25 protein-coding genes are annotated in these 25126 nt (G+C 64.5%); 12 read left to right on the top strand and 13 right to left on the bottom strand.

Going from position 1 to position 25126, the window contains the following annotated elements; genetic code table 11:
• The first annotated feature begins 55 nt into the window (after nt 1–55).
• From groL to AC0L2L_RS20180, 5 genes are all read left to right on the top strand, one after another.
• Nucleotides 56–1687 (top strand): chaperonin GroEL, encoded by a 1632-nt coding sequence (gene groL / locus AC0L2L_RS20200; RefSeq protein WP_473580555.1) that lies wholly within the window; start codon nt 56–58, stop codon nt 1685–1687.
• Nucleotides 1688–1751: 64 nt separating this feature from the next.
• The gene (locus tag AC0L2L_RS20195) at nt 1752–1973 is read left to right on the top strand and encodes a hypothetical protein (RefSeq protein ID WP_473580553.1); all 222 of its coding nucleotides are present in this window, start codon (nt 1752–1754) and stop codon (nt 1971–1973) included.
• A gap of 125 nt (nt 1974–2098) precedes the next feature.
• Nucleotides 2099–2464, top strand: coding sequence for a hypothetical protein (locus tag AC0L2L_RS20190; RefSeq protein WP_473580551.1), 366 nt, complete (start codon nt 2099–2101; stop codon nt 2462–2464).
• A 218-nt stretch (nt 2465–2682) separates the two neighbouring features.
• On the top strand, nt 2683–4575 hold the full coding sequence (gene htpG, locus AC0L2L_RS20185) for a molecular chaperone HtpG (RefSeq protein WP_473580549.1): 1893 nt from the start codon (nt 2683–2685) through the stop codon (nt 4573–4575).
• A 127-nt stretch (nt 4576–4702) separates the two neighbouring features.
• The gene (locus AC0L2L_RS20180) at nt 4703–5383 is read left to right on the top strand and encodes a type 1 glutamine amidotransferase (protein ID WP_473580547.1); all 681 of its coding nucleotides are present in this window, start codon (nt 4703–4705) and stop codon (nt 5381–5383) included.
• A 27-nt stretch (nt 5384–5410) separates the two neighbouring features.
• Here the strand turns inward: AC0L2L_RS20180 and AC0L2L_RS20175 are convergent, their stop codons facing one another.
• The 6 genes from AC0L2L_RS20175 to AC0L2L_RS20150 all read right to left on the bottom strand — a co-directional run bounded on the left by AC0L2L_RS20175 (nt 5411) and on the right by AC0L2L_RS20150 (nt 11413).
• Complete coding sequence (locus AC0L2L_RS20175) at nt 5411–7033, bottom strand: ABC-F family ATP-binding cassette domain-containing protein (protein WP_473580545.1); 1623 nt, start codon at nt 7031–7033, stop codon at nt 5411–5413.
• Nucleotides 7034–7369: 336 nt separating this feature from the next.
• Nucleotides 7370–8113, bottom strand: a complete 744-nt coding sequence (locus AC0L2L_RS20170; RefSeq protein ID WP_473580543.1) for a 2OG-Fe(II) oxygenase — start codon at nt 8111–8113, stop codon at nt 7370–7372.
• Between the two features lie 255 nt (nt 8114–8368).
• Entirely contained in the window at nt 8369–8893 is a 525-nt protein-coding gene (locus AC0L2L_RS20165) for a carboxymuconolactone decarboxylase family protein (protein ID WP_473580541.1), read from the bottom strand.
• Nucleotides 8894–8898: 5 nt separating this feature from the next.
• On the bottom strand, nt 8899–9321 hold the full coding sequence (locus AC0L2L_RS20160) for an OsmC family protein (protein ID WP_473580539.1): 423 nt from the start codon (nt 9319–9321) through the stop codon (nt 8899–8901).
• A gap of 50 nt (nt 9322–9371) precedes the next feature.
• Nucleotides 9372–9821 carry a hypothetical protein gene (locus AC0L2L_RS20155; RefSeq protein WP_473580537.1) on the bottom strand — a complete coding sequence of 150 codons (450 nt, stop codon included), beginning with the start codon at nt 9819–9821 and terminating at the stop codon, nt 9372–9374.
• A gap of 59 nt (nt 9822–9880) precedes the next feature.
• Nucleotides 9881–11413 (bottom strand): acid phosphatase, encoded by a 1533-nt coding sequence (locus AC0L2L_RS20150; protein ID WP_473580535.1) that lies wholly within the window; start codon nt 11411–11413, stop codon nt 9881–9883.
• 219 nt (nt 11414–11632) lie between these two features.
• Between AC0L2L_RS20150 and AC0L2L_RS20145 the strand changes: the two genes are divergently transcribed.
• Together AC0L2L_RS20145 and AC0L2L_RS20140 are read left to right on the top strand one after the other, a co-directional pair.
• Nucleotides 11633–12901, top strand: coding sequence for a cytochrome-c peroxidase (locus AC0L2L_RS20145; RefSeq protein ID WP_473580533.1), 1269 nt, complete (start codon nt 11633–11635; stop codon nt 12899–12901).
• A 160-nt stretch (nt 12902–13061) separates the two neighbouring features.
• Complete coding sequence (locus AC0L2L_RS20140; RefSeq protein WP_473580531.1) at nt 13062–13307, top strand: hypothetical protein; 246 nt, start codon at nt 13062–13064, stop codon at nt 13305–13307.
• Nucleotides 13308–13350: 43 nt separating this feature from the next.
• Here the strand turns inward: AC0L2L_RS20140 and AC0L2L_RS20135 are convergent, their stop codons facing one another.
• Entirely contained in the window at nt 13351–13938 is a 588-nt protein-coding gene (locus AC0L2L_RS20135) for a dihydrofolate reductase family protein (protein ID WP_473580529.1), read from the bottom strand.
• Nucleotides 13939–13968: 30 nt separating this feature from the next.
• Nucleotides 13969–14832, bottom strand: coding sequence for an NmrA family NAD(P)-binding protein (locus tag AC0L2L_RS20130; RefSeq protein WP_473580528.1), 864 nt, complete (start codon nt 14830–14832; stop codon nt 13969–13971).
• A gap of 98 nt (nt 14833–14930) precedes the next feature.
• Between AC0L2L_RS20130 and AC0L2L_RS20125 the strand changes: the two genes are divergently transcribed.
• Nucleotides 14931–15347: a winged helix-turn-helix transcriptional regulator gene (locus AC0L2L_RS20125; protein WP_473580526.1), complete on the top strand. Its 417-nt coding sequence runs from the start codon at nt 14931–14933 to the stop codon at nt 15345–15347.
• Between the two features lie 149 nt (nt 15348–15496).
• Here AC0L2L_RS20125 and AC0L2L_RS20120 read toward each other — a convergent pair whose 3' ends face one another.
• The 5 genes from AC0L2L_RS20120 to AC0L2L_RS20100 all read right to left on the bottom strand — a co-directional run bounded on the left by AC0L2L_RS20120 (nt 15497) and on the right by AC0L2L_RS20100 (nt 18981).
• A complete protein-coding gene (locus AC0L2L_RS20120) occupies nt 15497–15712 on the bottom strand; it encodes a hypothetical protein (RefSeq protein ID WP_473580524.1) in 216 nt (71 codons plus the stop codon).
• Between the two features lie 435 nt (nt 15713–16147).
• Nucleotides 16148–16294 (bottom strand): hypothetical protein, encoded by a 147-nt coding sequence (locus AC0L2L_RS20115; protein ID WP_473580522.1) that lies wholly within the window; start codon nt 16292–16294, stop codon nt 16148–16150.
• Between the two features lie 203 nt (nt 16295–16497).
• The gene (locus tag AC0L2L_RS20110) at nt 16498–16692 is read right to left on the bottom strand and encodes a hypothetical protein (protein ID WP_473580520.1); all 195 of its coding nucleotides are present in this window, start codon (nt 16690–16692) and stop codon (nt 16498–16500) included.
• A gap of 205 nt (nt 16693–16897) precedes the next feature.
• Complete coding sequence (locus AC0L2L_RS20105; protein WP_473580518.1) at nt 16898–17458, bottom strand: cytochrome c; 561 nt, start codon at nt 17456–17458, stop codon at nt 16898–16900.
• A complete protein-coding gene (locus AC0L2L_RS20100; RefSeq protein ID WP_473580516.1) occupies nt 17458–18981 on the bottom strand; it encodes a multicopper oxidase family protein in 1524 nt (507 codons plus the stop codon). The genes AC0L2L_RS20105 and AC0L2L_RS20100 overlap by 1 nt, the downstream gene beginning before the upstream one ends.
• 197 nt (nt 18982–19178) lie before the next feature.
• Between AC0L2L_RS20100 and AC0L2L_RS20095 the strand changes: the two genes are divergently transcribed.
• The 4 genes from AC0L2L_RS20095 (at nt 19179) to AC0L2L_RS20080 (ending at nt 24525) form a co-directional block, all read left to right on the top strand.
• Nucleotides 19179–21035, top strand: coding sequence for a multicopper oxidase domain-containing protein (locus tag AC0L2L_RS20095; RefSeq protein WP_473580514.1), 1857 nt, complete (start codon nt 19179–19181; stop codon nt 21033–21035).
• Between the two features lie 471 nt (nt 21036–21506).
• Nucleotides 21507–22574: a type III polyketide synthase gene (locus AC0L2L_RS20090; protein ID WP_473580512.1), complete on the top strand. Its 1068-nt coding sequence runs from the start codon at nt 21507–21509 to the stop codon at nt 22572–22574.
• A complete protein-coding gene (locus AC0L2L_RS20085; RefSeq protein ID WP_473580510.1) occupies nt 22571–23290 on the top strand; it encodes a methyltransferase domain-containing protein in 720 nt (239 codons plus the stop codon). Before AC0L2L_RS20090 ends, AC0L2L_RS20085 begins: the two co-directional genes overlap by 4 nt.
• A complete protein-coding gene (locus AC0L2L_RS20080; protein ID WP_473580508.1) occupies nt 23290–24525 on the top strand; it encodes an NAD(P)/FAD-dependent oxidoreductase in 1236 nt (411 codons plus the stop codon). Before AC0L2L_RS20085 ends, AC0L2L_RS20080 begins: the two co-directional genes overlap by 1 nt.
• The last annotated feature ends 601 nt before the right edge of the window (nt 24526–25126 follow it).

Raw genomic sequence — 25126 nt, 5'->3', positions numbered from 1 at the left:
GCTCGGCCGCAACTCGATCCAGTCAATGAAAGCTGCCTAGTGAAGGAGTGATCCAATGGCTGCCAAGGAAGTGAGATTCCATTCCGACGCCCGCGAGCGCATGCTGCGCGGCGTCAACATCCTCGCCGACGCGGTGAAGGTGACGCTCGGCCCCAAGGGCCGCAACGTCGTCATCGACAAGTCGTTCGGCGCCCCGCGCATCACCAAGGACGGCGTCACCGTCGCCAAGGAGATCGAGCTCGAGGACAAGTTCGAGAACATGGGCGCGCAGATGGTCCGCGAAGTCGCTTCGAAGACCAGCGACATCGCCGGCGACGGCACCACGACCGCGACCCTTCTCGCCCAGACGATCGTCAGGGAGGGAGCGAAGGCGGTTGCCGCCGGCATGAACCCGATGGACCTGAAGCGCGGCATCGACAAAGCCGTCGAGACTATTGTCCAGGAGCTAAAGAACAACGCTCGCAAGGTGACCAGGAATGACGAGATCGCCCAGGTCGGCACCATCTCGGCCAATGGCGACGCCGAAATCGGCCGCTTCCTTGCCGAAGCGATGCAGAAGGTCGGCAACGAGGGCGTCATCACCGTCGAGGAAGCCAAGACCGCCGAGACCGAGCTGGAAGTCGTCGAAGGCATGCAGTTCGACCGCGGCTATCTCAGCCCGTATTTCATCACCAACCAGGACAAGATGCGCGTGGAGCTCGAAGAGCCCTATGTGCTGATCCATGAGAAGAAGCTGTCCAACCTGCAGTCTCTGCTGCCGGTGCTGGAGACCGTGGTGCAGTCCGGCAAGCCGCTGCTGATCATCGCCGAGGATGTCGAGGGCGAGGCGCTGGCGACGCTGGTCGTCAACAAGCTGCGCGGCGGCTTGAAGGTTGCGGCCGTCAAGGCGCCGGGCTTCGGCGACCGCCGCAAGGCCATGCTGGAAGACATCGCAATCCTCACCGGCGGTACCGCTATCAGCGAGGATCTCGGCATCAAACTTGAGAATGTCACGCTGGAGATGCTCGGCCGCGCCAAGAAGGTGGTGATCGAGAAGGAGAACACCACCATCGTCGACGGCGCCGGCAAGAAGGAGGATATCCAGGGTCGCGTCACGCAGATCAAGGCGCAGATCGAGGAGACCACCTCGGACTACGACCGCGAGAAGTTGCAGGAACGTCTGGCCAAGCTCGCCGGCGGCGTCGCCGTGATCCGCGTCGGCGGCTCGACAGAGGTCGAGGTCAAGGAGCGCAAAGACCGCGTCGACGATGCCATGCATGCGACGCGCGCAGCGGTCGAGGAAGGCATTCTTCCGGGCGGCGGCGTGGCGCTTCTCAGGACCGCCAAGGCGCTCGACGCGGTGGCCGTCGACAACCCCGACCAGAGATACGGCGTCGACATCGTGCGGCACGCCATCGAGGCTCCGGCACGCCAGATCGCCGAAAACAGCGGGGCGGAGGGCTCGATCATCGTCGGCAAGCTGCGCGAGAAGACCGACTTCGCCTATGGCTGGAATGCCCAGACCGGCGAATATGGCGATCTTTACAGCCAAGGCGTCATCGACCCCGCCAAGGTGGTGCGCACCGCGCTGCAGGACGCCGCCTCGATCGCCGGCCTGCTCGTCACCACCGAGGCGATGGTGGCGGAGAAGCCGAAGAAGGAAGCTGCACCCGCCATGCCCGCCGGCGGCGCCGGCATGGACTTCTAAGACCCTGACCAGCGGCCCGCTCCCGGCAACGGAGCGGGCGCTCTACGACAGATGGGAGGTTATCATGGATGTGACGAGCGGTACCGGTCCAGTCCCGGCGCCGACACATGCGCCAAGCGAGTTCCTCGCTTATGAGGCGGAGTGCCGCAACGCTTTGCAGCCGATGCTTGCGGGTTTGCTGGACGCGGCCGAAGCCGCCGGTTGGAGCCGCCGTACCGCCGCCTCGACGCTGATGTTCCTGGCGGCGCAGCAGGTCTCGGCAGCGGCGACGCCGGCCAAGGGCTGAACGGGAGGCTGGCCCCGCCTGAGCAGGCTGGGTCATCGAGCCAACTACGCCGCATCGGTGGAACGGCAACTGGTGCGGCGTGCCAAAAGGGGACGACCGTGTTTGCAGGACGTTTGCGTGAATGCATGAGGTTGCTGAGATGGCAAGCCGCCGACCTGGCTGAGGAGCTGGATCATCCCCTAAGCGAGGTGGCGCGCTGGCTTGACGGTCGCGCGCGGGCGCCGCTTGTGGTCGCCGCCTGGCTGGAGGCTCTGGTCAAGGCCCACAAGGCGCTGCCGCCGCCGGGACTGAACCAGCCCAAATCCATGGCGCAGGCTAACTCGATCGAAGCGGTTCAAGCCTCGGCGCCTGAGATCAAGCTTCCGGAGCCGCGCGGCGTCGTCTTGCAGTTGCCCTATCCGTGTCGCCACCCCCTCGCCGAGGGTCTTCGCCGCGGTCCTATGGCGCCGCAATCGAAAGGAGCTTCGGACCATGCGACCCGACCGCTTTGAAGAGCCTGTCACCATTCTCGTCGGCATGGGTTTGCCGGTACGGATCGAGACGTCAAGGCGACCCTGGTTGCCTTCGCCCGCCGCCACGATATTCTCTTCCCGACATGGCTTCGCCGGCACCCGCGGCGCGGGCAGTGCTTCCAGCACATGCAGCAATGGTTGACCGATTAAGAACCCGGCGCGTGCTGGCGCGGCGGACAGAGCGCAGGAATTTTTGAATGACGACGGACACCAAACAGGCTGAAACCAGGACATTCGAGGCGGACGTCTCGCGACTGCTGCACATGATGGTGCATTCGGTCTATTCGGACCGCGATGTGTTCCTGCGCGAGCTGATCTGCAACGCGGCGGATGCCTGCGAGAAGCTGCGCTTCGAGGCGGTGAGCCGGCCCGAGCTTTTGGGCGACGACGCAAAACCGCGCATCACAATCGCCGCCGATCCGGACAACAAGCAGCTTGTCGTAGAGGACAACGGCATCGGCATGAGCCGCGACGAGATGGCGGAGGCGCTGGGAACGATCGCGCGCTCAGGCACGCGCGCCTTCATGGAGCGCGTCGAGGCCGGCAAGGCGGCGGAGGACACGCAGCTCATCGGCCAGTTCGGCGTCGGTTTCTACTCGGCCTTCATGGTCGCCGACCGCGTCGACGTCATCAGCCGCCAGGCCGGCAGCGACGAGGCCTTCCGCTGGTCGTCCGACGGCAAGGGCACCTATGAAATCGCGCCGGCGCCGCTCGCGGCGGCACCCAGGCGCGGCACGCGCGTCGTGCTGCATCTGATGGAAGACGCCTCTTCCTACACCACGCCCTACCGGCTCGAAGGGATGGCGAAGTCGCAGTCGGGTCACGTGCCGGTGCCGATCACGCTCGTCGAGAAGCCTGGCGCGGAGCCGCGCGATGTCGCCGACGGCACGGCGCTGTGGGTGCGGCCGAAAAGCGAGATCAAGCCGGAGGAATATACCGATTTCTACCGCAGCATTGCCGGCCAGTATGACGAGCCGGCCTCGACTATCCATTTCCGCGCCGAGGGCCGACAGGAATACAGCGTGCTTGCCTTCGTGCCTGGATCGCGTCCGTTCGACCTGTTCGACCAGGACCGCAAGGGTGGCATGAAGCTCTATGTGCGGCGCGTCTTCATCACCGACGATGCCGATGTGCTGCCGCGTTATCTGCGCTTCGTGCGCGGCCTGGTCGATTCCGCCGACCTGCCGCTCAACGTCTCGCGCGAGATGATCCAGGAAAGCCCCCTGCTTGCATCGATCCGCAAGGGCGTGACCAACCGCATTCTCGGCGACCTCGTAAAGCTCGCCGACAACGATGCCGAAGCCTACGAAAAAATCTGGGAAAATTTCGGCGTTGTCCTCAAGGAAGGGCTCTATGAGGATTACGAGCGGCGCGAGCAGTTGCTGAAGCTTGCCCGCTTCCGCTCGACGGCTTCGGGCGAAGGCTGGCGCAGTCTTGCCGATTACGTCGCCGCGATGAAGGAAGGCCAGAAAGCGATCTTCTTCATGGCCGGTGACGACCGCGCACGGCTCGAAGCCTCACCGCAGCTTGAAGGTTTTCGCGCGCGCGGCATCGAGGTGCTGCTGCTCACCGATCCGGTCGACAGTTTCTGGACGACGATGGCGCCGGAATTCGACGGCAAGCCGTTCAAGTCGGTGACGCAGGGCGGCGCCGACCTTTCCGATATTCCGCTGCCCGACGATGCCGCGAAGCCCGAGGCCGAGACATCATCCGACATCGCGACATTCCTGGCTTTCGTGAAGACGACGCTTGGCGACGAGGTGTCGGAGGTGAAGGCCTCCGACCGGCTGACCGAAAGCGCCGTCTGCCTTGTCGCGCCGGAGCATGGCCCCGACCGCCAGTTCGAGCGCCTGCTCAACGCCGCCGGCCGGCTCGACAAGGCCGCCAAGCCGATCCTCGAGATCAACCCGCGCCACGAGCGCGTGGCGGCGCTGGCAAAACTCGGCGACGACGAAAAGGCGTTCAAGGAAGACGCCGCGCATCTGCTCTATGACGAAGCGCGTGTGCTCGACGGCGACAAGCCGGCCGACGCCAAGGCCTTTTCGGCGCGCCTTGCGCGGCTGATCGATCGCGGGTTGGCGAAGGGGTGAGCCGTAGCGCTGCCATTGGTTGACGCCACAATGCCAGAGCGTCCAGTCGGAAGTGGACGCTGGCACATTCGCGACAGCTCGCTAAGCTTTATCGTATTCCCGCGGAATGAGCGGCAGGAGCCCCCCGATGAAGCGCATTGTTCTCGTCAGGCACTCGGAAGAACCGGGCGACGATCATGTCCAGACGACGCTCACGACGAACGGCCATGCGGTCACGACCGCGATGCCGTTCAAGGGCGAACCGATCGATCTCGAAAGTGTCGACGGTGCGGTGATCTATGGTGATCCGTTCAATGTCTTCGACACCGACAAACATCCATTCCTCGATGACGAAGCCGCGCTGATCGAGCATTGCCTGGAGAACGACCTGCCGCTGCTCGGCATCTGCCAGGGCGCGCAGCAGATCGCCTGGCATCTGGGCGCGGATGTCGGGCCGGTGGAGAGCGGCATCAGGGAATTCGGCTATTTCGAGATCACGCCCACGGCCGAGGCCGGCGGCTTCCTCGACCGGCCGCTCTTCCTGCCGCAGAACCATTTCCATACCTTCGCCCTGCCGGATGGCGCCGTGCACCTGGCCTCGAGCGAGACGTTCCCCAACCAGGCGTTCCGGATCGGCGACACGACCTACGCGCTGCAGTTCCACGCCGAGCAGGGCCCGGCCGGCTTTCGGCGCTGGCAGGAGCGGCAAGGCGCGCCTTACGGGACGCTCGGCGCACAGGACCGAGGCGAACAGGACAGGCTGATGGAAGCCCACCACGCAGCGCAGCTTGCCTGGTTCAGCGACTTTGTGACCAAACTGTTCGGTTGAGGCGCTTGGAGCCCCTCGGAGCGATTGTCAGCTCCTCAGCCCCGGCGCTTCCTGGCCGGTGCGCGCCACATATTCGGTATAGCCGCCGCCATAGGTGTGGACGCCGTCTGGCGTGAGCTCCAGCACGCGGTTGGAGAGCGCCGCCAGGAAATGGCGGTCGTGCGATACGAAGAGCATCGTGCCTTCATATTGCGACAGCGCCTCGATCAGCATCTGCTTGGTCGTTATGTCGAGGTGGTTGGTCGGCTCGTCGAGCACCAGAAGGTTGGGCGGATCGAACAGCATCAGCGCCATCACCAGCCTGGCCTTCTCGCCACCAGAGAGCACGCGGCACTTCTTCTCGATCTCGTCGCCGGAAAAGCCGAAGCAGCCCGCGAGAGCGCGCAGCGGCGCCTGGCCGGCCTGCGGGAAATTATCCTCCAGTGTCTGGAAGACCGTGCGCTCGCCGTCGAGCAGTTCCATGGCGTGCTGGGCGAAATAGCCCATCTTGACGCTCGGCCCGCGCGCCACCGTGCCCGTGTCCGGCTCGGAGGCGCCGGCGACCAGCTTCAGAAGCGTCGACTTGCCGGCGCCGTTGACGCCCATGACGCACCAGCGCTCGCGGCGGCGGATCTGGAAGTCGAGGCCTGAATAGATGTTGCGGCTGCCATAGGCCTTGTGGATGCCCTTCAGCGTCGCCACGTCCTCGCCGCAGCGCGGCGCCGGCTGAAACTCGAAGCTCACCGTCTGGCGTCGCTTCGGCGGCTCGACGCGGTCGATCTTGTCGAGCTTCTTCACCCGGCTCTGCACTTGCGCGGCGTGCGAAGCGCGCGCCTTGAAGCGCTCGATGAAGGCGATCTCCTTGGCCAGCATCGCCTGCTGACGCTCGAACTGCGCCTGCAACTGCTTGTCGGCCAGCGCGCGCTGCTCCTGGTAGAATTCGTAGTTGCCGGAATAGGAGGTGAGCGCGCCGGCGTCGATCTCGATGATCTTGTTGACGATGCGGTTCATGAACTCGCGGTCGTGCGAGGTCATCAGCAGCGCGCCGTCATAGTCTTTCAGGAATTTTTCCAGCCAGATCAGGCTCTCGAGGTCGAGATGGTTGCTTGGCTCGTCGAGCAGCATCGCGTCTGGGCGCATCAACAGGATGCGGGCGAGCGCGACGCGCATCTTCCAGCCGCCGGAGAGTTTCGAAACGTCGCCGTCCATCATCTCCTGCGAGAAGCCGAGACCGTCCAGCACCTCGCGCGCGCGGCCGTCCAGCGCATAGCCGTCGAGCTCCTCGAAGCGATGCTGCAACTCGCCGTAGCGCTCGATGATCTCATCCATCTCGCCGGCGCGGTCGGGATCGCCCATGGCGTGCTCGAGCTCACGCATTTCGGCCGCCACCGCGCTCACCGGCCCGGCGCCTTCCATGACTTCGGCGACGGCGCTCAAGCCGCCCATATCGCCGACATCCTGGCTGAAATAGCCGATGGTGACGCCGCGATCGACCGAGACCTGGCCCTCGTCGGGCTGCTCCTCGCCGATGATCATGCGGAATAAAGTCGTCTTGCCGGCGCCGTTCGGACCGACCAGCCCGACCTTCTCGCCCTTCTGCAAGGTGGCCGAGGCTTCGATGAAGACGATCTGTCGGCCGTTCTGCTTGCCGATATTTTCGAGACGGATCATGGAGGGGAGTCCGGACAACTGCGCTGACGTGGCGGGATTTGCCCGGGGCATACGCGAATGAGGAGGCGGAGGGAAGAGCGCAAACGCCGCAGCCGAAGCGTTGGAGATTGGCGAAGACAGACGCGACGGCTGATCCCCCCCCTCGTGGGGGAGATGTCCGGCAGGACAGAGGGGGCGCTGTCCCGCCGACGTTTCCATCTTTTCCTGCGTGTTCTTCGGCCAATACGCGTGCGGTCGGTGCTTACGAAATCGAGCGCCGCGATCCTTCGCGCCCCCCTCTGCCCTACCGGGCATCTCCCCCACAAGGGGGGAGATTGAGCGCTCCATCGCCGCGCCTTACTTCGCGTCGTGGAAGATGATGCCGACCGTATGCCGCTGCCCCGACCGCAAACGGCTCACGCCGTGGCGCAAGTTGACGCGATAGAAGCCCTTCGTGCCCTGCACCGGTCGATTGTGCACCGCAAATATCACCGCGTCGCCGCGCCTCAGCGGCACCACTTCGGCGCGGCTCTGCATGCGCGGGCGCTGTTCGGTCAGGACGAACTCGCCGCCGGTAAAATCCTCGCCGGGCTCGGACAACAGGATCGCCACCTGCAGCGGAAAGGCGAGCGCGCCATAGAGGTCCTGGTGCAGGCAGTTGAAGTCGCCGCGGCCGTATTGCAGCAGAAGCGGCGTCGGCCTCACCTGGCCTTCGTCGTGACAGCGCTTCAGGAAGGCGTCGTGCTCGGCGGGATAGCGCAGCGCTACGCCCATCTTCCCGTTCCAGTCATTGGCGACCGTGGCGAGCCTCGGATAAAGGGCTGTGCGCAGACCCTCGATCAGATCGGGAAGTGGGTATTTGAAGTAGCGATATTCGCCCTTGCCGAAGCCGTGGCGGGCCATGACCACATGACTGCGGAAATGCTCCTCATGCGCATAGAGACCGGCGATGCCGGCGCATTCCTCGGCCGAAAGCAGACCGGGCATGACGGCGCAGCCATGGGCGTTGAGGTCGGAGACCAGGGTGCGCCAGTCCTGCGCGGCGACGCGGGATTCGGCTGAGCGGCTCGCGCGCTTAGTGTTCAGGGAATGGACGGTCATGGGTTGGCTCCTTACTTACCCTGAAGATGGGGCGCGCGACGGAAGGGAGCCACCCGATTCATGCGGAGGTAGGCGCGGCTTCCCCTTCTCCCCCTTGTGGGAGAAGGTGTCGCCGAAGGCGACGGATGAGGGGTGTTGGAAGGAATGAGGCGGTGGCAATTTCAAGCCTATTGCCAAGCTGGAACACCCCTCATCCGTCTCGGCGCTGCGCGCCGATCCACCTTCTCCCACAAGGGGAGAAGGGGAAGCCGCGCTTCACCGCCTCCGATATCCCTCCAGCTCCGGATCGAGATCCACCTTCACCGCGTTGGTGAACACGCAGGTCGCCACCATGATGCCGGCGAAGGCGGTGAGGTTGACCAGCAGCGTCTCGTCATAGCGCGCCTTGAGCGCGGCCCAGGTTTCATCGGACACGGCATTGGCATCGGCGGCGACCGTGTTGCCGAATGCGATGAGCAGCGCCTCGGTCGCGGTCGGCTGAATCGCTTCGGGATCGAGGCCTGAGTCGATCAACGCGCGGCGGAAGAAGGTTACCGGAACCTCCGCGCGCATCATCTCGGAAATCGCCTTCGAGAACAGCCAGATGGCGCGGTCGTCGAGCGTCGGCCTGAGCAGGTCGCGCAGCGTGAACCATTCGGCGTAGATGCGGTGGGCGGCCGGCGAATGGAGCAGGATGCGCTTCATGTTGGTCATGCGGCCGCGCAGCGCGAGCTCGCGGTCGTGCTCGTCGCGGATTTCTTCCGGGGCGGTGGCGTAGTTGATGGGAGACAGATGCGCCATCGCCCTCATCCCAGCGTCGCGTGAAGCGCCGGCGCGCCGCGCAGCGTGTTGGAGACGGTGCAGATGTCCTCGGCGTCCGCCAGGATCCGCTGCTTCGTCGCGGCGTCGAGGTCGCCGGCGATTTCCAATTTGACGGTGAAGGTCTCGACCCGCGACGGCTCGTCCTTGGCCTTCTCGCCACCGACATCGGCGCTGACCTCGCCGAGCCGGTCGGCGACGCCGAGGCGCGTGGCGGCGATGCGGGCGCTGAGCACCATGCAGGCGGCCAAAGAGGCATAGAGCAGGTCGAGCGGGTTGAAGCCGGGCGCGCTCACCTGGGTCACGACATCGACCGTGCCGCCGGTCGGGGTCGTGACCACCGGCAGGCCGCCCGGCGGCAGGACGGCAAGCGCGCCGACCGTTCTGGTGCGTAGCTTTAGGTCAGCCATTGGCTCTTTCCCTCAGTGGTCACGCTGATTCGCGGCTTGCCGACGTGGCGTCAAAGACGTCGCCAGATCATCCTAAGTGGCGAGCCGATCACACGTTCAAGGGCGTGCAGCTTGTCGTCGGCCACGGACGAGACGCCAGGATTCGAAACCGATACCGCAAAACTGCCGAACGCTGCCGGCCAGATATAGTTGAGGTCGTTGAGGGAGGACGCCTTGCCGCAGCAAGGCATCGCGACAACGAGATCTTCAAAACCTGAAGCCGCCGCGCCATCCATTGCCTCAGCCCACCAATCAGCGACGTCGCTGCCGCAGAACGCACATTCAATGCTTTCCGTATTCGCGCCTGCGTCGAAGAAGGTCACCTCGTCTTTTTTTTCGACCGTGACCTGTTCTGCCTGGGGAAAAAATTCCCAAGCCAGCTTCGCCGCCTCTTCTGCCGCTGTTTCGTCAGGCCGCCAGTGAGGATCGAGAGGAACAAAGCTCAGGTTATTGTCGGACATCGTACTTTCCTGGGCAAAAAGCCCAGCCAAGGCAAGTACTTTCAGCCGGGTCTGAAACGCTACTTCGTCAGATCAAGCGCTGCCGTCAGATCGCCCATCGGCGGCTGGTCGTTGTTGCGCAGCGCCTTGTCGCGGGCGACGATGCCCGGTAGCACCGGCAGGTCGTAGCGGTTGGTGATGAAGCGCAGGATCGAGGTCGTGTCGTACTGCGTGTGGTCGACCATGCCCATTTTTGCGTAGGGCGAGATGATGATGGCGGGGACGCGGTTGCCCGGGCCCCAGCGGTCGGCCTTGGGCGGCGCGACGTGATCCCAGAAGCCGCCATTCTCGTCATAGGTGACGACGACCAGCATATGTTGCCATTGCGGGCTCTTCTCCAGATGCGAAACAAGGTCGGCCAGATGCTGGTCGCCGGATGTCACGTCGGCATAGCCGCCGTGTTCGTTGAGATTGCCCTGCGGCTTGTAGAATGTGACGGCCGGCAGCTTGCCGTCGTCGATCGCCTTGATGAACTCGACCCCGTCGAGGCCACCGTCCTTGAGGTGTTCGGCCCGCGCGGCCGTGCCCGGCGCGTAAGCCGCGAAATAGTTGAAGGGCTGGTGGTGGAACTGGAAGTTCGGCACGGGCGTGGCGTTCTTGCCGTCGAGCGTGGCCTGCCACGCGCCGCCATACCAGGCCCAGGAAATCCCCTTGAGCGAGAGCAGATCGCCGATGGTGATGTCGTGCTGCGGCGGCAGCGTGCTCGGCTGCGCCGGATCGGCGAGCGCCTTGTCGCCGCCCTCGGCCGGCTTGTTGGCGCTCGGCTGGTAAGGCGGCTGCATGGTGTTGACGACGTAGAAGTCCGGGGCGATCGCCCCGTCATTGACGAATTTCGGCACGCCGCCGAGAGCCGAGGCCGGCGAATTGTCTGCCACCTTCAGCGTCACCCCGTCGGGTTCGACGGCCGCGATCTGGCCCTTTGCCGGGCCGGTGTCGGCATGCGGGTAGACAGGCACGCAGGCGCAGGCGAGCATGATATGGTTGAGGAAGGAACCGCCAAAGGCGCCCTGGAAGAAATTGTCGGCGAGCACGTATTTCTTGCCGACCGCCCACATCGGCAGGCTCGAGCCGTCATAATGGCCCATGACCAGCGAGCCGGAATCGGCCCAGGCGACGAACTTGTCGTTCTTGCCGGCGTCGATCTGCATCTGCTCCTGGTAGAAGCGGTGCCAGAGATCATGGGTTATGACGTTGGGGCCTTCGTTGAAACCCTTGGGGTCGTCGATCGAGAACGCGGCATTGGCGAGATGCGCGGTCTGGGCTTCGGTCACGGCCGGCGTCACGCCCTTGCCGGTCAGCCCGCCCCAGGCCGGCGGCAGTTCGGCAAGCTGCGTGCCGTCGCGGTCGAGTTGACGCACCTGGCCGGCGGTAAGATTGGCGAGCCCATTGGCGCCGGGGAAGCCGCCATAGAGATTATCGAAGCTGCGGTTCTCCGCGTAAATGACGACGACGGTGTCGATCTTGTCGTAGCCGGGAGGGGCGGCCTGCGCGACGGCAACGAGCGATGCCAGCGCCGTTGAGGCGAGGCAAAGGGAAAGAAAGGACCGGATCATTGGAGATGCCTCGTGGCTTGGGAATGGCTGGAGGACGGCAATGCAACTACATCAATGCCCAGCTACTTGGGCGCCTTGTCACCTTTGTGACAGTTGCTCCCCAGCCGAACACGGTTTCGTGAGCGAGAAGGCCGGTCATCAATCCGTTGCACTCGATCCTTACGTCGCAAAAGAAATCGGGCCTTACGTCGCGAAAGAAATCGGGCGAAGAAATCAGGGATGTCGCCGAGGACGATGGGACATCGGAAAAATCACGCAATCGCCATTGCAGCGGCCTTGACGGCCGGCTTCACCGCGCCTGCCAACACCGCGGAGCCTTCCGGTGTCCATCCCGGCCCGATGTCGCGCCAGGAAGCCTTTGCCCGCGCCGATGCGCTGACGGCGCTCGGGCGGCAGATGTTTTTCGACCCTTCGCTTTCGGCCTCGGGCAGACAGGCCTGCTCGTCCTGCCACGATCCCAACCATGCCTTCGGGCCAGCGTCGGCCGCGCCGGTCGAGATGGGCGGACCGAAGCTCGACCAGCCCGGCGTCCGCGCCGTGCCGTCGCTGCGCTACCTGCAGGCGGCGCCTGCCTTCACCGAGCATTTTTATGACTCCGAGGACGAAGGCGACGAGAGCGTCGACAATGGCCCGACCGGCGGCCTGACCTGGGACGGCCGCGCCGACCACGGCAAGGACCAGGCGAGGATCCCGCTCTTGTCGTCCTTCGAGATGGGCAACAAGGACGAGGCCCAGGTGGTCGCCAGCCTGCGCAAGGCGCCCTATGCCGATGCCTTCAAGGCCGTGTTCGGCGCCGATGTCTTCGACCATCCGCGGGACGCCTTCGACGCCGCGGTGGAAGCGCTCGGCACCTTCGAGCAAAGCAGCGCCGATTTCTATCCCTATTCCAGCCGCTACGACGCCTTCCTCGCCGGCAAGGCGCAGCTCTCCGCGCAGGAGTTGCACGGCCGCGCACTGTTCGAGGACGAGGCGAAGGGCAATTGCGCGAGCTGTCATCTCAGCGAACCGGCCAATGACGGCGAGCCGCCGCAATTCACAGACTACGGCCTGATCGCGATCGCCGTGCCGCGCAATCCGGCGATCGCCGCCAACGCCGATCCCGATTATTTCGACCTCGGCCTGTGCGGGCCGCTGCGTACCGACTTCAAAGGACGGACGCAGTATTGCGGGCTGTTCAAGACGCCGACGTTGCGCAACGTGGCCCTGCGAAAAAGCTTTTTCCACAACGGCTATTTCCACACGCTGCGCGAGGCGGTGGCCTTCTACGCCAGCCGCGACACGGATCCCGGCCGCTGGTATCCCAAGAAGGCCGACGGGGAGGTCGACAAATTCGACGACCTGCCAAAGGCTTACTGGCCGAACCTCAACACCGACCCGCCCTTCAACGGCAAGAAGCCCGGCGGCAAGCCGGCGCTGACTGACGCCGAGATCGACGACATCGTCGCCTTCCTAGGCACGCTGACCGACGCCGACCAGGCGGGGCAGTAAGGCCGAGCTGCCAAGCACACAGTCGGGGAAGCAACGTGGCGCGGCTCCAGTCGGAACTGCCAGCTATCCACCGCATTTTGTGTGCCAATGTGAGGCATGTCATAGGAACGTCGAACCGCGCCTGCTATATTGCTGCCATCGTCACAGATGGAGTCTCCCCATGAGGTTCGTCGCGGTGCAGGAGCCGCCCGGTAGCAGCTGGACGGTGTTCGATGCGGGCAATGGCGTGCCTGCCGAATATGCCGGCCGGGTGCTTATCGGCCTGACGTCGCGCGAAGCCCGCTGGTTCGCCGCCGTGGGCAACGACCACTGGCCACGATCCGACCGGCCGGCCGTGCAACTGCGGCTGGTCAGCGGAGGCAGTTGCCTGCCGACCCCGGAAAGGCACAGCCAAACAAGCAGTTGAGAAGCCGCGCTGCCAGATTGATTCAGGCAATATCGGTTGTCTCTCATCCCGCCGGCGCATAGCGGCTCACCACCATGCCGCTGGCGTAGGCCTTCGAGCCGAGTAGCTTGAGCCTGCCGAACCCGCCCTTGTCGAAGATGCGGCGGCCGCTGCCCAGCACCGCCGGATTGATGAAGAGCTGGAACTCGTCGACCAGGCCGGCGGCGATCAGCGCCGAGGCGAAGCCGGCGCCGCCGAACACGGCGATGTTGCCGCCGTCGCCTCGCTTCAGCGCGTCGACCTCGCCCGGCAGGTCGCCGCTGACGACCCGCGTGCGCTCCCAGCGCGAGGCCTCGAGCTTGTCGCTCGCCACCACCTTCTGTGCCTCGACGATGCGCTGCGCGAAAGCATAGGAGCGGTCCTTCGGATATTTCCTCGCCGCATTGCTCCAATGGGCCAGATACCCCTCCTGCGCCATCTTGCGGCTCAGCAGGATGGTGTCGATGGTCTTGAAGACGGCGTTGAAGTCCTGTTTCAGATCCTCGTCCCAGGCGCTGTCGTCGCCCCATTCCCAAAGCTGCCAGCGATGGTCCTCGTCGGCGCCGACAAAGCCGTCGACCGACATCTGCATCTGAAGGATGAGCTGTTTCATTGTCGTTGTCCTCGTCTGGATTTTCGGGGTTCAGACGGCGTTGCGGGTGCGGGCGAAGTTTTCAGCCCAGGCTTCGAAGCTGGTCGGCGTGGCGTTTTCAACCGACGGCGCTTCCAGCGCCCAGCGCTCACCCTTGTTGAAGCTTGCCGCCGTTTCGCCGAGCGCATCAGCAAAATTCGGCGATATGCCGTTGGCGACCATGCGGGCCCGCGCATCGGCGAAAGAGGTTTTATAATAGGCGACATCCTTGCCGATCGCCCGGCCCAGGATCATTGTGGCCTGTTCGAGCGTGTAGTAGCCGCCACCATGCAATTCGACGACGCGCTGGGCGGGAAAATGCTTGGTGTTCAACAACGCGGCGGCGCGCTCGCCAATGTCCTTTTCGGAAATCAGCGGCATCGGCAGGTCGCCGCGAAAAGGCGCGGCAAAAACGCCAGACGCCGCCTGTTCCACGAAACCCATGCCCTTGACGAAATTCTCCATGAAGAAGGAGGCGCGCAGATAGGCAAGCTCCTCCAGGCCGAGTGCTGCGAGGCGCTCCTCCATCAGTGCCGCGCCGAGCGAGGTGCCCTTCTTGAGATGGGCGTTAAGGCCGCTGAGCAGGACGACGCGGCGCAGGCCGGCCTTGGCAATAGACGATGCCAGCCGCGCCCCGACCTCGTCCTCGAAGCGATGCAGGTCAGGCGCCGTGACGTCGAAGGGGATCATCACATAGGCGCTGTCGGCGCCAGAGAAGGCGGCGTCGAGCGCCGCCTGGTCGTCGAGCGGGATACCGAGGCTGCGGGCGACGCCGCGCACCCTGTGCCCTGCCCTGCTCAACCTTGTCGAGACCTCGGCGCCGACGTCGCTGGTTGCGCCGACGACCACGACGGTGTGGTTTGTTTGCTGGTTCACATCGGCCTCCTCTTCGCTCAATTGCTTTACTTTTGGAACCATTTGACTCAGAATTCGAATGATGTCAATAGTAAAGTGATTTAAAAATGGAACCATTGATGTCGACCAAGGGACGGTCCGGCTGCCCGATCAGCCTCTCGCTCGAATTGCTCGGCGACCGCTGGACGCTGCTGATCATCCGCGACCTGGCCTTTGCCGGGAAAAGGCATTTTCGCGAGTTTCTGCAATCCGACGAAGGCATCTCGTCGCGCACCCTGGCCGAGCGGCTGCAGACGCTGGTCGACGAAGGCATCCTCACCCGCAGCGACGACCCGACCCATGGGCTGAAGGCGATCTACCGGCTGACCGAAGCCGGCATCGAGCTGTTGCCGGTGCTGGCGACGCTAGGCGCCTGGGGCAGCAAACATCGCAGGGCCGACAAGGCCCTCAGCCGGATCGCCGATGAGCTCGCAGCCGGCGGGGAGACGGCGCTTCGGCGGATGAAAGAAAAGCTCAGGGCCGGGCATTTGCGGTAGCAAAAAACCCAAGCGGATTCGTTCATCCGATGCCGCGCGCCGACGATTGGCGAAGCCGCGGCGGGGCACCCTTCTCCCCCCTCACCATACCGGGAGAGGCATGTTGGGAAGACGCTACGCCAACGTCGGAACGCGTTCCCCCTCGCCCGTCAGCGAGCCCGTCCGCGTCGCAGCGGCGCGGCCGGTTCCTCGGCCGGCGGTTCCCCGGGCAGTCCCAACCGCAGCCGTTCCTCCTCGGCGAAGCTCTCGGCCTGCGCGTGAATGTCGAACAAATTCTGCGTCAGCCTGCCACCGTCGACGACGCGCACGATCCATTGGCCATTGACGGCTTTTACGCGGACACTGTCTGGCTCGTCCGTTACCATGTACAGCTCCTGCTCTTCGGCCCAAGTCTCTTCGGCCCAAGTCTCTTCGACCCAAGTATTGGGTGTCCGACCCAATACGATCTAGAGCGCCTGGAGTTGCCGGAAAGCGGAGATGATTGGCCTTTAGTGCAAAAGCACTCACCAATATTCAATATATTTGTGAGGCTTACTGAATAAAAACGATTTATGGCGAATGGGCACGCGCCATGCGAGAGCGGCATAACTTGCGGCGCGGCGGCGGCCCGGCAGCCTTGGGGGGGTGATACTGGGTTCGGCGGCCGGGCCTGACCGGAGTTTGCGAGGCCGCCGGCTGTCACAAACATGCGCTTGCGCCTCCGCGAGGACAAGAACGACCTAGGCCCTAGGACCAAAGCTGCATGGTCCAGACGACCAATTACAATCGGATCGACCGGACGCGCCGAAAGGCTTGCCGCGTCAAAAGCCGAAGAACTGCCGACCGACGAGATAGCCGACCGCCGCGACCACCAGCGGAAACAACGCCGGCGCCGTCTTGCTGAACAGCGAGGGGTTCATCTCCTTGGCAGGAGCGCTGGGTTTGGCATTGCCGAGGTTTTTCGTCATGAGCTCACTACCGGTTGGGGGCTAAAGCGCGTCGCGCCGAAACGGATTCAGGCGACGCGCTTCAGGTCTTTGTTTTGATGCATGTCGTTGCCGCAAAACCGCTGCGCACTTTTGCGCGACACGCATTAGCTGCCGGCTGATCCGTTACATTAGAAATCGCTTATTAAGTTTCCGACAAGGCCAACGCTACAATTCGCGGCAATTTATTCCAATTGCTGGGTGCGTTCGGCAAGCGCGAAGGCCTGGAGGTTGCGCGACTTGCCGGGGTCCTCGTCGGCATTGGCGATGATGGCGTGGAAGGCGGCGCGGGCGATGTCCTTCTTCTTGGCGCCGGGGTGCTCCTTGCGCACAGCCTTGACCAGTTCCTTCGGCGTCATGTCGGGGGTGACGAGGCGCATCAGCGTATCGCCTATGGCCCGCAATTCGCTGGCATCCATAACGATGAACCCTGTTTTGGCGGCATGAGCCTAGCATATAGCGGGGTGAGCGCGTCAGTTTTGTGATGCGCGCCGAAGCAATTGGAGCCGCGTCTTTCAGGAATTTCGTGGCGAAAGCGACGTGAAAGGCAGCACGCCGCCACGTCGCGCCTGATCACGTCCGGCCTCACTCGACTTTGCGCCGGAACTTCGAATGGCAGCTGGCACAATCCTGCAGGATGAGGTGCAGGAGATGTTCCGCCGGCATCCTGGCCGGATCGGCTTCGGCGGCGCCGGGGCGCTTGCCGAGCAGGCTGCCGCCATCCATCGGCAGGCCGGTCATCCGCATGTCGGCGGTGATTTCGGCCGGCGCGTTCGCGGCCTTGACTGCGAGCGCGTCTGCAAGCCGGCCGATATGGCGGGCAAGCGCCTCGAATTCCGGCCGGGCCTCGTCGATTTCCGGCCTGGCGCCGGACGGCGCACCAAGCGTGCCCTGCGGGAATTCGGCAATCAGGGCAGCGCCGGCGCGGGTGCTGAGCGCGTCCGCCGCCGCCTGGAAGGCGTGCCGCTCATAGGCGCGCTTGCCGTCGAACATTTCAGCGATCGCCTTGGCGGCGGCCGCCATCTCTTTCATTGAGGCCTGGCGCGCCGCCACAATGGGATCGCCCATACCCGCCGCCAGCGACGGAGCAGAGACCGTTGGGCCGGCGAGCGCCAGCATCGCCGCCGCTAGAATGACGCGGAACATCACGCCTGCACGTCGACTATACCCATCATGCCGAGCTGCTCATGCTCGAGGATGTGGCAGTGATACATGCGCGCGCCCGGCCGCTCCTGGCGCGTGACGAGCCGCACCGTCTCGCCGCGCGCCACGTTGACCGTGTCCTTCCACGCCAGATAGGGCGACTTGGAGACCTTGCCGCCGCGCTCGCGCTCGACCACCTGGAATTGCGTGCCGTGGAGATGGAACGGATGGTCCATGTCGGCCTGGTTGACGATTTCCCAGAGCTCGGTATCGCCGGCCCTGGCGACGATGTCCACGCGCCCCGTGTCGAATGCCTTGCCGTTGATCAGGAAGCCCATCTCCATGCCGGTGGCGTTCATCACCATGGTTTCGGTGAAGACGAGACGGCGGCTGACCGTGGGCCGTCCAAGCGGCGCGATCGGCCTTAGCAGCTCGGGCAATGGGGGCATCGCCTCAGCCGGCGCGTCGGAGACATCGACCGTCAGCAGTGTCAGCCCGGCGTCCGCCGGCCGGCCCGGCCCCATCCAGCCGCGGTCGTAGTCCAGCGTGGTGAGGGTGGCGACGCCCGGCCTGTCGAAGGCGACCACCAACTCGACGCGCTCGGCCGGGCTGAGCAGTATCTCCTCGACCGCAACAGGCGCCTCCAACAGGCCGCCATCGACACCGATCACGGTCGTCGCGGCGTTGGCGAAGGCGAGCCTGAGGAAGCGCGCATTGGTGGCGTTGTAGAGCCGCAAGCGCCGTTTCGCACCCATCGCGACGGCCAGCTTCGGATTCTTCTGGCCGTTGACCAGCACATGGTCGCCAACCCGGCCGTTCATCAGATCGGTCATGGTGTTGGCAGGCATCGAGCCGTCGGCGGCAAGGCGAAGGTCGGTGAGTACGAGCACCGTGTCGCCATAGGCGGCCGGTATCGGATCGGCCTTCGCCTTGACGACGAAGGCGCCGGCAAGGCCGCGATAGACCTGCTCGGCCGTCCGGCCATGCGGATGCGGGTGATACCAGTAGGAGCCGGCCGAGCCCTCGGGCAGCTCGAAGGCGTAAATGCGGTCGGCGCCAGCCGCCACCGGGTCCATCGGATTGCCGTCCTGATCCGCCGGTACCGGCATGCCGTGCCAGTGGATGGTGCTCGCCTCGCCGACCCGATTGGCGAAGGCGATCTCGACGCGGTCGCCTTCAAAGGCCTCGATCAGCGGCCCCGGGCTCGTGCCGTTATAGGCGAGGATCGGGGTGTCCTGGCCCTCGGCAAAGCGCGCCGTGGCGGGCTCCGCCGTCAGCCTTGCCCTGAACAGCCCGGACCGGCCGGCTTCGTTGGCAAGCAGCGGCAATTCACGCAGCGCCGCGCCCTCGGGCAACGCGGCGGGCGCTTGCGCCATGGCGCCCATGTCATGGCCCGCATGACCGCCCTTATCCATCCCCGGCATCGAATCCATGTCCGACATGCCGTCCATGTTCATCTGCGCGAGTGCGCGAGAGCCCGACAGGACCGTTGCCAGGCCCGCCACCAGAAAGCCGCGTCGGTGCATTTCTTCGCTCCTCGATCTCGATTGGAAGATCCCGCCGAAAGACCTCGCTCCCGACGCTAAAGGTTCCAGTTGCTGGAAGGTCAAGCGGGTCGAGCGGCCGGAGCCGAAAATTCCGGTGGGTGGATCGTAATGGCTTGGGCTGCGTTCATCCGCAGGTACAACCAGCCGTTTCATAGACCAGATCGAGAAGCCGGATCATGCTCGTCCAACCGATCGACTATTTCCTTGTTGCCTGGTTCGTGCTGGCGCTAGCCTCGACGCTCTATGTCGGCTTGGACCAGTATCGCAACAATCCCGAGCCAGTGGTGATGAAATGGGGCTTCATCCTAGTGACGCTCTATATGGGCCCGCTCGGCCTGCTGCTCTATGTGCTTGCCGACAAGGAACCGCGCCCCGGCGAGCATGAGGTCTTCACAAGGCCGCTCTGGAAGCAAGGCGTCGGCTCTACCATCCATTGCGTCGCCGGCGATGCAACCGGCATCATCCTTGCGGCAGTCGTCACCGCCACGCTCGGCTTGCCGATGTGGCTCGACCTCATCGTCGAATACCTCGCCGGCTTTGCCTTCGGCCTGTTCATCTTCCAGTCGCTGTTCATGAAATCGATGATGGGCGGCAGCTATTGGGAGAATGTGAAGAAGAGCTTCCTGCCCGAATTCATCTCCATGAATTTCATGATGGCCGGCATGGCGCCGGTCATGAGCTTTCTGATGATGGGCCGCGACATGCGCGCCATGGAGCCGACCGAGCTTCTGTTCTGGGGCGTGATGTCGCTCGGCGTCATCGCCGGCTTCGCGCTCGCCTATCCCGCCAATGTCTGGCTGGTCGCGCGCGGCCTGAAGCACGGGCTGATGACCGAGCGCTCGCAGCAAGCTGAAGCGGGCGGGCACGGGCCTCATCGGCAGGGTCACGAACCGGCGGCCGGACAACACTCTGCCGGCCATCATATGCGCTCGGACGCCACCACGCCACAGATCGCGGCGCTCGGCGCGGTGTCGGCGCTGGCGTTGGCGCTCGGCATGGCGGCGCCTGCGAACTGGCTGAACCTGAGGCTCTCGGCTCGCGACGTCGGTGGGGTGATCATGCCCCAGGGCATGATCATGGATCGCGACACGTCGGCCGACGCCATGCGCGACATGGCGGCAGCCGATCCACGCCTGGTGACCGCGTCCTACGGCCTATCGGCCAGGGGCGACCAGGAATTGCCGTTCCGCATGGAGAAGGGTGTCAAGGTGTTCGAACTTAAACCGTCGGTGATACGCTGGCAGATCCTGCCGGACGTGACGGTCGACGCCTATGCCTATAACGGCCAGATACCGGGGCCGCGCATCCATATCCGCCAGGGCGACCGCGTGCGCATCAATGTCACCAACGCACTGCCCGAAGAAACCACCGTGCACTGGCACGGCCTGATCCTGCCCAATCAGATGGATGGGCCGGCCGAGATCACCCAGGCCCCGATCGAGCCCGGCCAGGCCTATTCCTACGAGTTCATCGCCACCCAGCACGGCACCTATTTCTACCATCCGCACGCCAAGCCCGACCGCACCCAGGCGCTCGGCCTCTATGGCGCTCTGACCATCGATCCAGCCAATCCCGCCGACGAGGTCGCCGCCGATCACGACTACGCCATCGAGTTGCAGGAATGGTTGGTGCGCGAAGGCCTCACCTATCCGTCGATGCCGATGGACGGCGGCATGCCGAACTTCTTCACAATCAACGGCAAGGCCTATCCCTCGACCGATACGATCCGCATGAAGGTCGGCGAGACGCTGAAGGTCCGTTTCATCGGCACCAACAACGCCTTCATCCACCCGATGCACATCCATGGCGGCCCGTTCGAGGTGGTCGCCCGCGACGGCGAGACCATTCCCGCCACCGCACGCTTCCTTGCTGACACGATCAATGTCGGGCCGGGCCAGCGATATGACGTCGTCTGGACGGCGAGGCGTCCGGGCAAATGGCTGATCCACTGCCATATCCCGCATCACACCACGAACAACAATGCCGAGGAAAAGGGCGGCGGCGGGCTGATGGTGGTCATCGAGGTCACGTGATCGCGGCAGGTCGCTCGGCAATCCGGCGAACGAACGTGGCTGGAACCCTTGCCGCCCTCGCAGGGTTTATGTGAGAGGCGAACTGCCATGGAAGACGAACCGCCCGCCGAAACTTGGGAAGGATCGTCGCGCCGCACTGGCGGCCTGCCTCATCGCCTTGTTCTTTATCCGCCTTCGGATGTTCGGAGCGCGATCAAGCCTTGAAGTTTTGCCTGCCGGGCTGAAGGTTCGTGCCGTCTCCAGGCTCTTGCGGCACGGCGCCTTTTCGGGTGCGGAAAAGGCTGTAACGCTTTGATTTACCTATCATCCTTGCGAACCTTTAGGCTCGGGATCATGCGCCAGGAAGAAACAGGTTTTCCGAAACGTTTATCGAATAGGCAACGCTCAAAGCCAGGCACCCGTTGCCGATAAGCAGAGCCCTCCGACAGCAGCGCCACGGTTGGACCGTGCCCGACGCCCAGGAGACAGAACATGACCGCCAAAGCCTATATCAACCGGATCGCGACAGCGGTTCCGGAGCATGAAGTCCATCAGTTCTACCTGCGCTACGCGGCTTCCATGCTGGCCGCCGACCGCCGCAGGATTTTCGAACGCATGGCCGGCCTTACTGGCATCGAGCACCGCTTTTCCTGCTTTGCGCCGGCTCTCGATCCCGAAGGGCCCTCGGCCGACCTTGCCGGGATATTCAGCCGCGGCGCGTTTCCCGGAACGGCCGCCAGGATGGCAATGTTCAGCCAAGCAGCGCCCGCCCTGGCGCAAAAGGCCGTCGACGGACTACGGCTTGGCGACGAGGCACCGCGCATCACCCATCTCATCATCACCACCTGCACCGGTTTCTCCGCGCCGGGCATCGACCTCGACCTTGCCGCGCGCTGCGGGCTGCCGGACGGTATCGAACGTACGATGATCGGGTTCATGGGCTGCTACGCCGCGGTCAACGCCCTCAAGCTTGCCCGCCACATTGTCCGCTCCGACCCGCGGGCGAAGGTCCTCCTGGTCAATATCGAAGTCTGCACCCTGCATCTGAGAGAAACCACCGAGTTGGAGAAGCTTTTGTCCTTCTGCCTTTGGGGCGATGGCTGCGCGGCGACGCTCGTCACCGCCGAGCCGCCCGGCATCGAGCTCGACAGCTTCCGCTGCGCCGTCGCGGACGAGCGGCGGGAGCTGATGACCTGGGATATCGGCGACGATGGCTTCGACATGTTTCTCTCCGGTCAGGTACCGGCGGCGATCCAGGAGGCTCTGCGCGCCAACCAGGACGCCATCCTTGGTGGCCGACCACCGGACGCGATCGACCTCTGGGCCGTGCATCCCGGCGGACGCACCATTCTCGACGCAACCGAGAGGGCGCTGAACCTCGCGCCCTCAGCGCTCCAGCCGTCGCGCGAGGTGCTGCGCCGATACGGCAACATGTCGTCGGCGACGGTCATGTTCGTGATGGAAGAGATGCTGAAGGCGCCGAGCGAACTGCTCGGCTGCGGCATGTCGTTCGGACCCGGACTGACGGCCGAGACCATGTTGTTCAGGACAGTCTCATGAACGCGCTCGATCGAAGGACACTGGTCCCGGAAATCCTCGATCGCCTTGCCGCGGACGATCCGCGGGCGCTCCGCTCGCGGCGCGATCTCGCCCGCATCAACGCGCTGATGTTCCAGGCGCCGATCATGACGTCGCTCATCAGGAAATTCATCGCCAGAGCACCCGGCCGCATCCTTGAGATCGGCGCCGGCGACGGCACCTTCATGTTGAAAGTAGCGCGGCGCATGGCAAGGGACTGGCGCGAGGTGCAGCTGACGATGCTCGATCGCGTGGATCTCGTCACGCCGAAGCTCTCGGCGGATTTCGCCGCGCTGGGATGGACGGTCGAAACCATCACCGCCGACGTCTTCGACTGGGCGGAAATGGCGGATGGCAGGCCCTTCGACGCGATCACGGTCAACCTGTTCCTGCATCATTTCGACGATTCCGGGCTGCTGCGCCTGTTTTCGCTTTTGCGGCGCAAGGCGCCGCTGCTCGTGGCGACGGAACCACTGAGGACGGGCTTTGCGCTCGCCGCCGCGCGGCTTCTGCCGGCAATCGGCGTCAACGACGTCACCCGGCATGACGCGGTGGAGAGCGTCCGCGCCGGCTTCCGCGGCAGCGAGCTTTCCGACCTCTGGAGCGCCGCTGGCGGCAGGCCGCTTGAAGAGCAGCGCGCCGGTCCTTTCTCCCATGCCTTCGTCGGCGAGGCGCGGATATCGGCGGAGGGCGCGTGATGAAGCAGCCTTCCACCCGCGATGCGATCGTCATCGGCGCCGGCCCGTCGGGCACGTCGGCGGCCCTGGCGCTGGCCCAGCGCGGATGGGCCGTCGCGATCGTGGAAAAGAGTGCGTTTCCGCGCAGAAAAGTATGCGGCGAATACATCTCCGCCAGCAATCTCACACTCCTCGACCGGCTGGGGGTCGGCGATGCGTGGCGGGCGAAGGCCGGTCCCGAAATCCGCCGGGTTGGTCTCTTTTCCGGCGACACCCGCGTCGAGGCGCCGATGCCGGGCGCGAAGCTCGGGGCCGCGGCAAGAGACGGGTTTGGCCGGGCGCTTGGTCGCGACGTACTGGACTCGCTGCTGCTGGATGCGGCCCGATCGGCCGGCGCGGAAGTCTTCCAGCCTTGCCGCGCCGTCGCCATCGAACGCGATGGCGCCTGTCAAGCAGTTCGTATCCAGGCCGGAGCCGGGAATTCTCGCGACGAGGCGACGATCCTGCGGGCACCGGTGATCGTCGCCGCGCATGGCTCGTGGGAACCGGGACCGTTGCCGAGTCAGCTCGAAAAGAAAAGCCGCCCCTGGGACCTGCTCGGCTTCAAGGCGCATTTCACCGGGTCGACGCTGCCGCCCGACCTGATGCCGCTGCTGACGTTTCCCGGCGGCTATGGCGGCATGGTGCTCGCCGACCATGGCCGCATGTCCATCTCCTGCTGCATAAGGCGCGATGTGCTCGCCCGGTTGCGCGGCAGGCATGCCCGCGAGCACGGTGGCCATGTCTCGGCGGCCGAAACTGTCGAGCGTCATCTCAGGGCGACATGCCGCGGCGCGCGAGACGCGCTGGAGGAAGCCCGCCTCGACGGTTCGTGGCTGGCCGCCGGCCCGATCCGGCCAGGCATCCGCGCCGGCTACGAAAAGGACATCTTTCGCGTCGGCAACGTCGCCGGCGAGTCGCATCCGATCATCGCCGAGGGCATATCGATGGCGCTTCAATCCGGTTGGCTTCTGGCCCTGGAACTCTCTGCGGCGGCAGGCGGTCAGGCGGAGCGCGAAGCGGTCGGCAGACGCTACGAGAGGGCCTGGAGAGGATTGTTCTCGACCCGGGTCCTCGCCGCTGAGGCCATTGCGGGCATCGCCCTTGGCCATGGCGGCGCCGCTATGATGGGAGTGGTTGTCCGCAATTTTCCGCAGGCGCTGACCTTGGGAGCGCGGCTCAGCGGCAAGACGAGAGCGGTGCCGGGTTTTGGCTGACAGGGCGCGCTTTCAGTCTTGATGTCGCCTCCGCCCTCTGGCGGAGGTGACTTTTTTGGGTGATCCCGGCGCTGCAATGTGTTCCGTCGGCTTTGGCGGCTGGTCCACTGATCTCTGGCTGGCTTGTTCCAGCGCCAGGCTATAGGCCGCATTTCGACCCTAATCACTCCATAGGCGGCCCGGATTGCTGCGGTTCTAACCCTTACGGTTTCTTGACAGGGGCTACAAAAACGGGCAGCAAAGCGGGTGAGGAAGGGCATTTCTACCGTGGCGAAGACCATGGCGGGCTCTTTTTTCGTATGGACCGTCGCCAAATCGGCGATTGGTGGAGGGATTGGTTAACCAACTTTGTCCATCTTTTGAATCAATCGGCAACAGACGCGTGAAGGTGCAGGGGGCACCAGCGAACTGTGATCGTGACGGGTGCCCGGTCCGCAAACCGGCATGCCGATTGAGAGTGGTCGTATGGCGTTTTTGCGTTTGAGAAACCGGGGTGACGCTCCTGATGGGGAGATAACTTCGAAAAAGTCTGGTCACCGTTGGGTCGCGGTGCCTGCTGTCGGCGCCGCCCTCGCTCTATGGTCCGTCGCCACCTTGGCGG

This window comes from Mesorhizobium sp. WSM4832 (genome assembly GCF_055811115.1).
The sequence above is the reverse complement of the archived record's forward strand: the minus strand, read 5'-3'. Positions and strand labels throughout refer to the sequence as shown.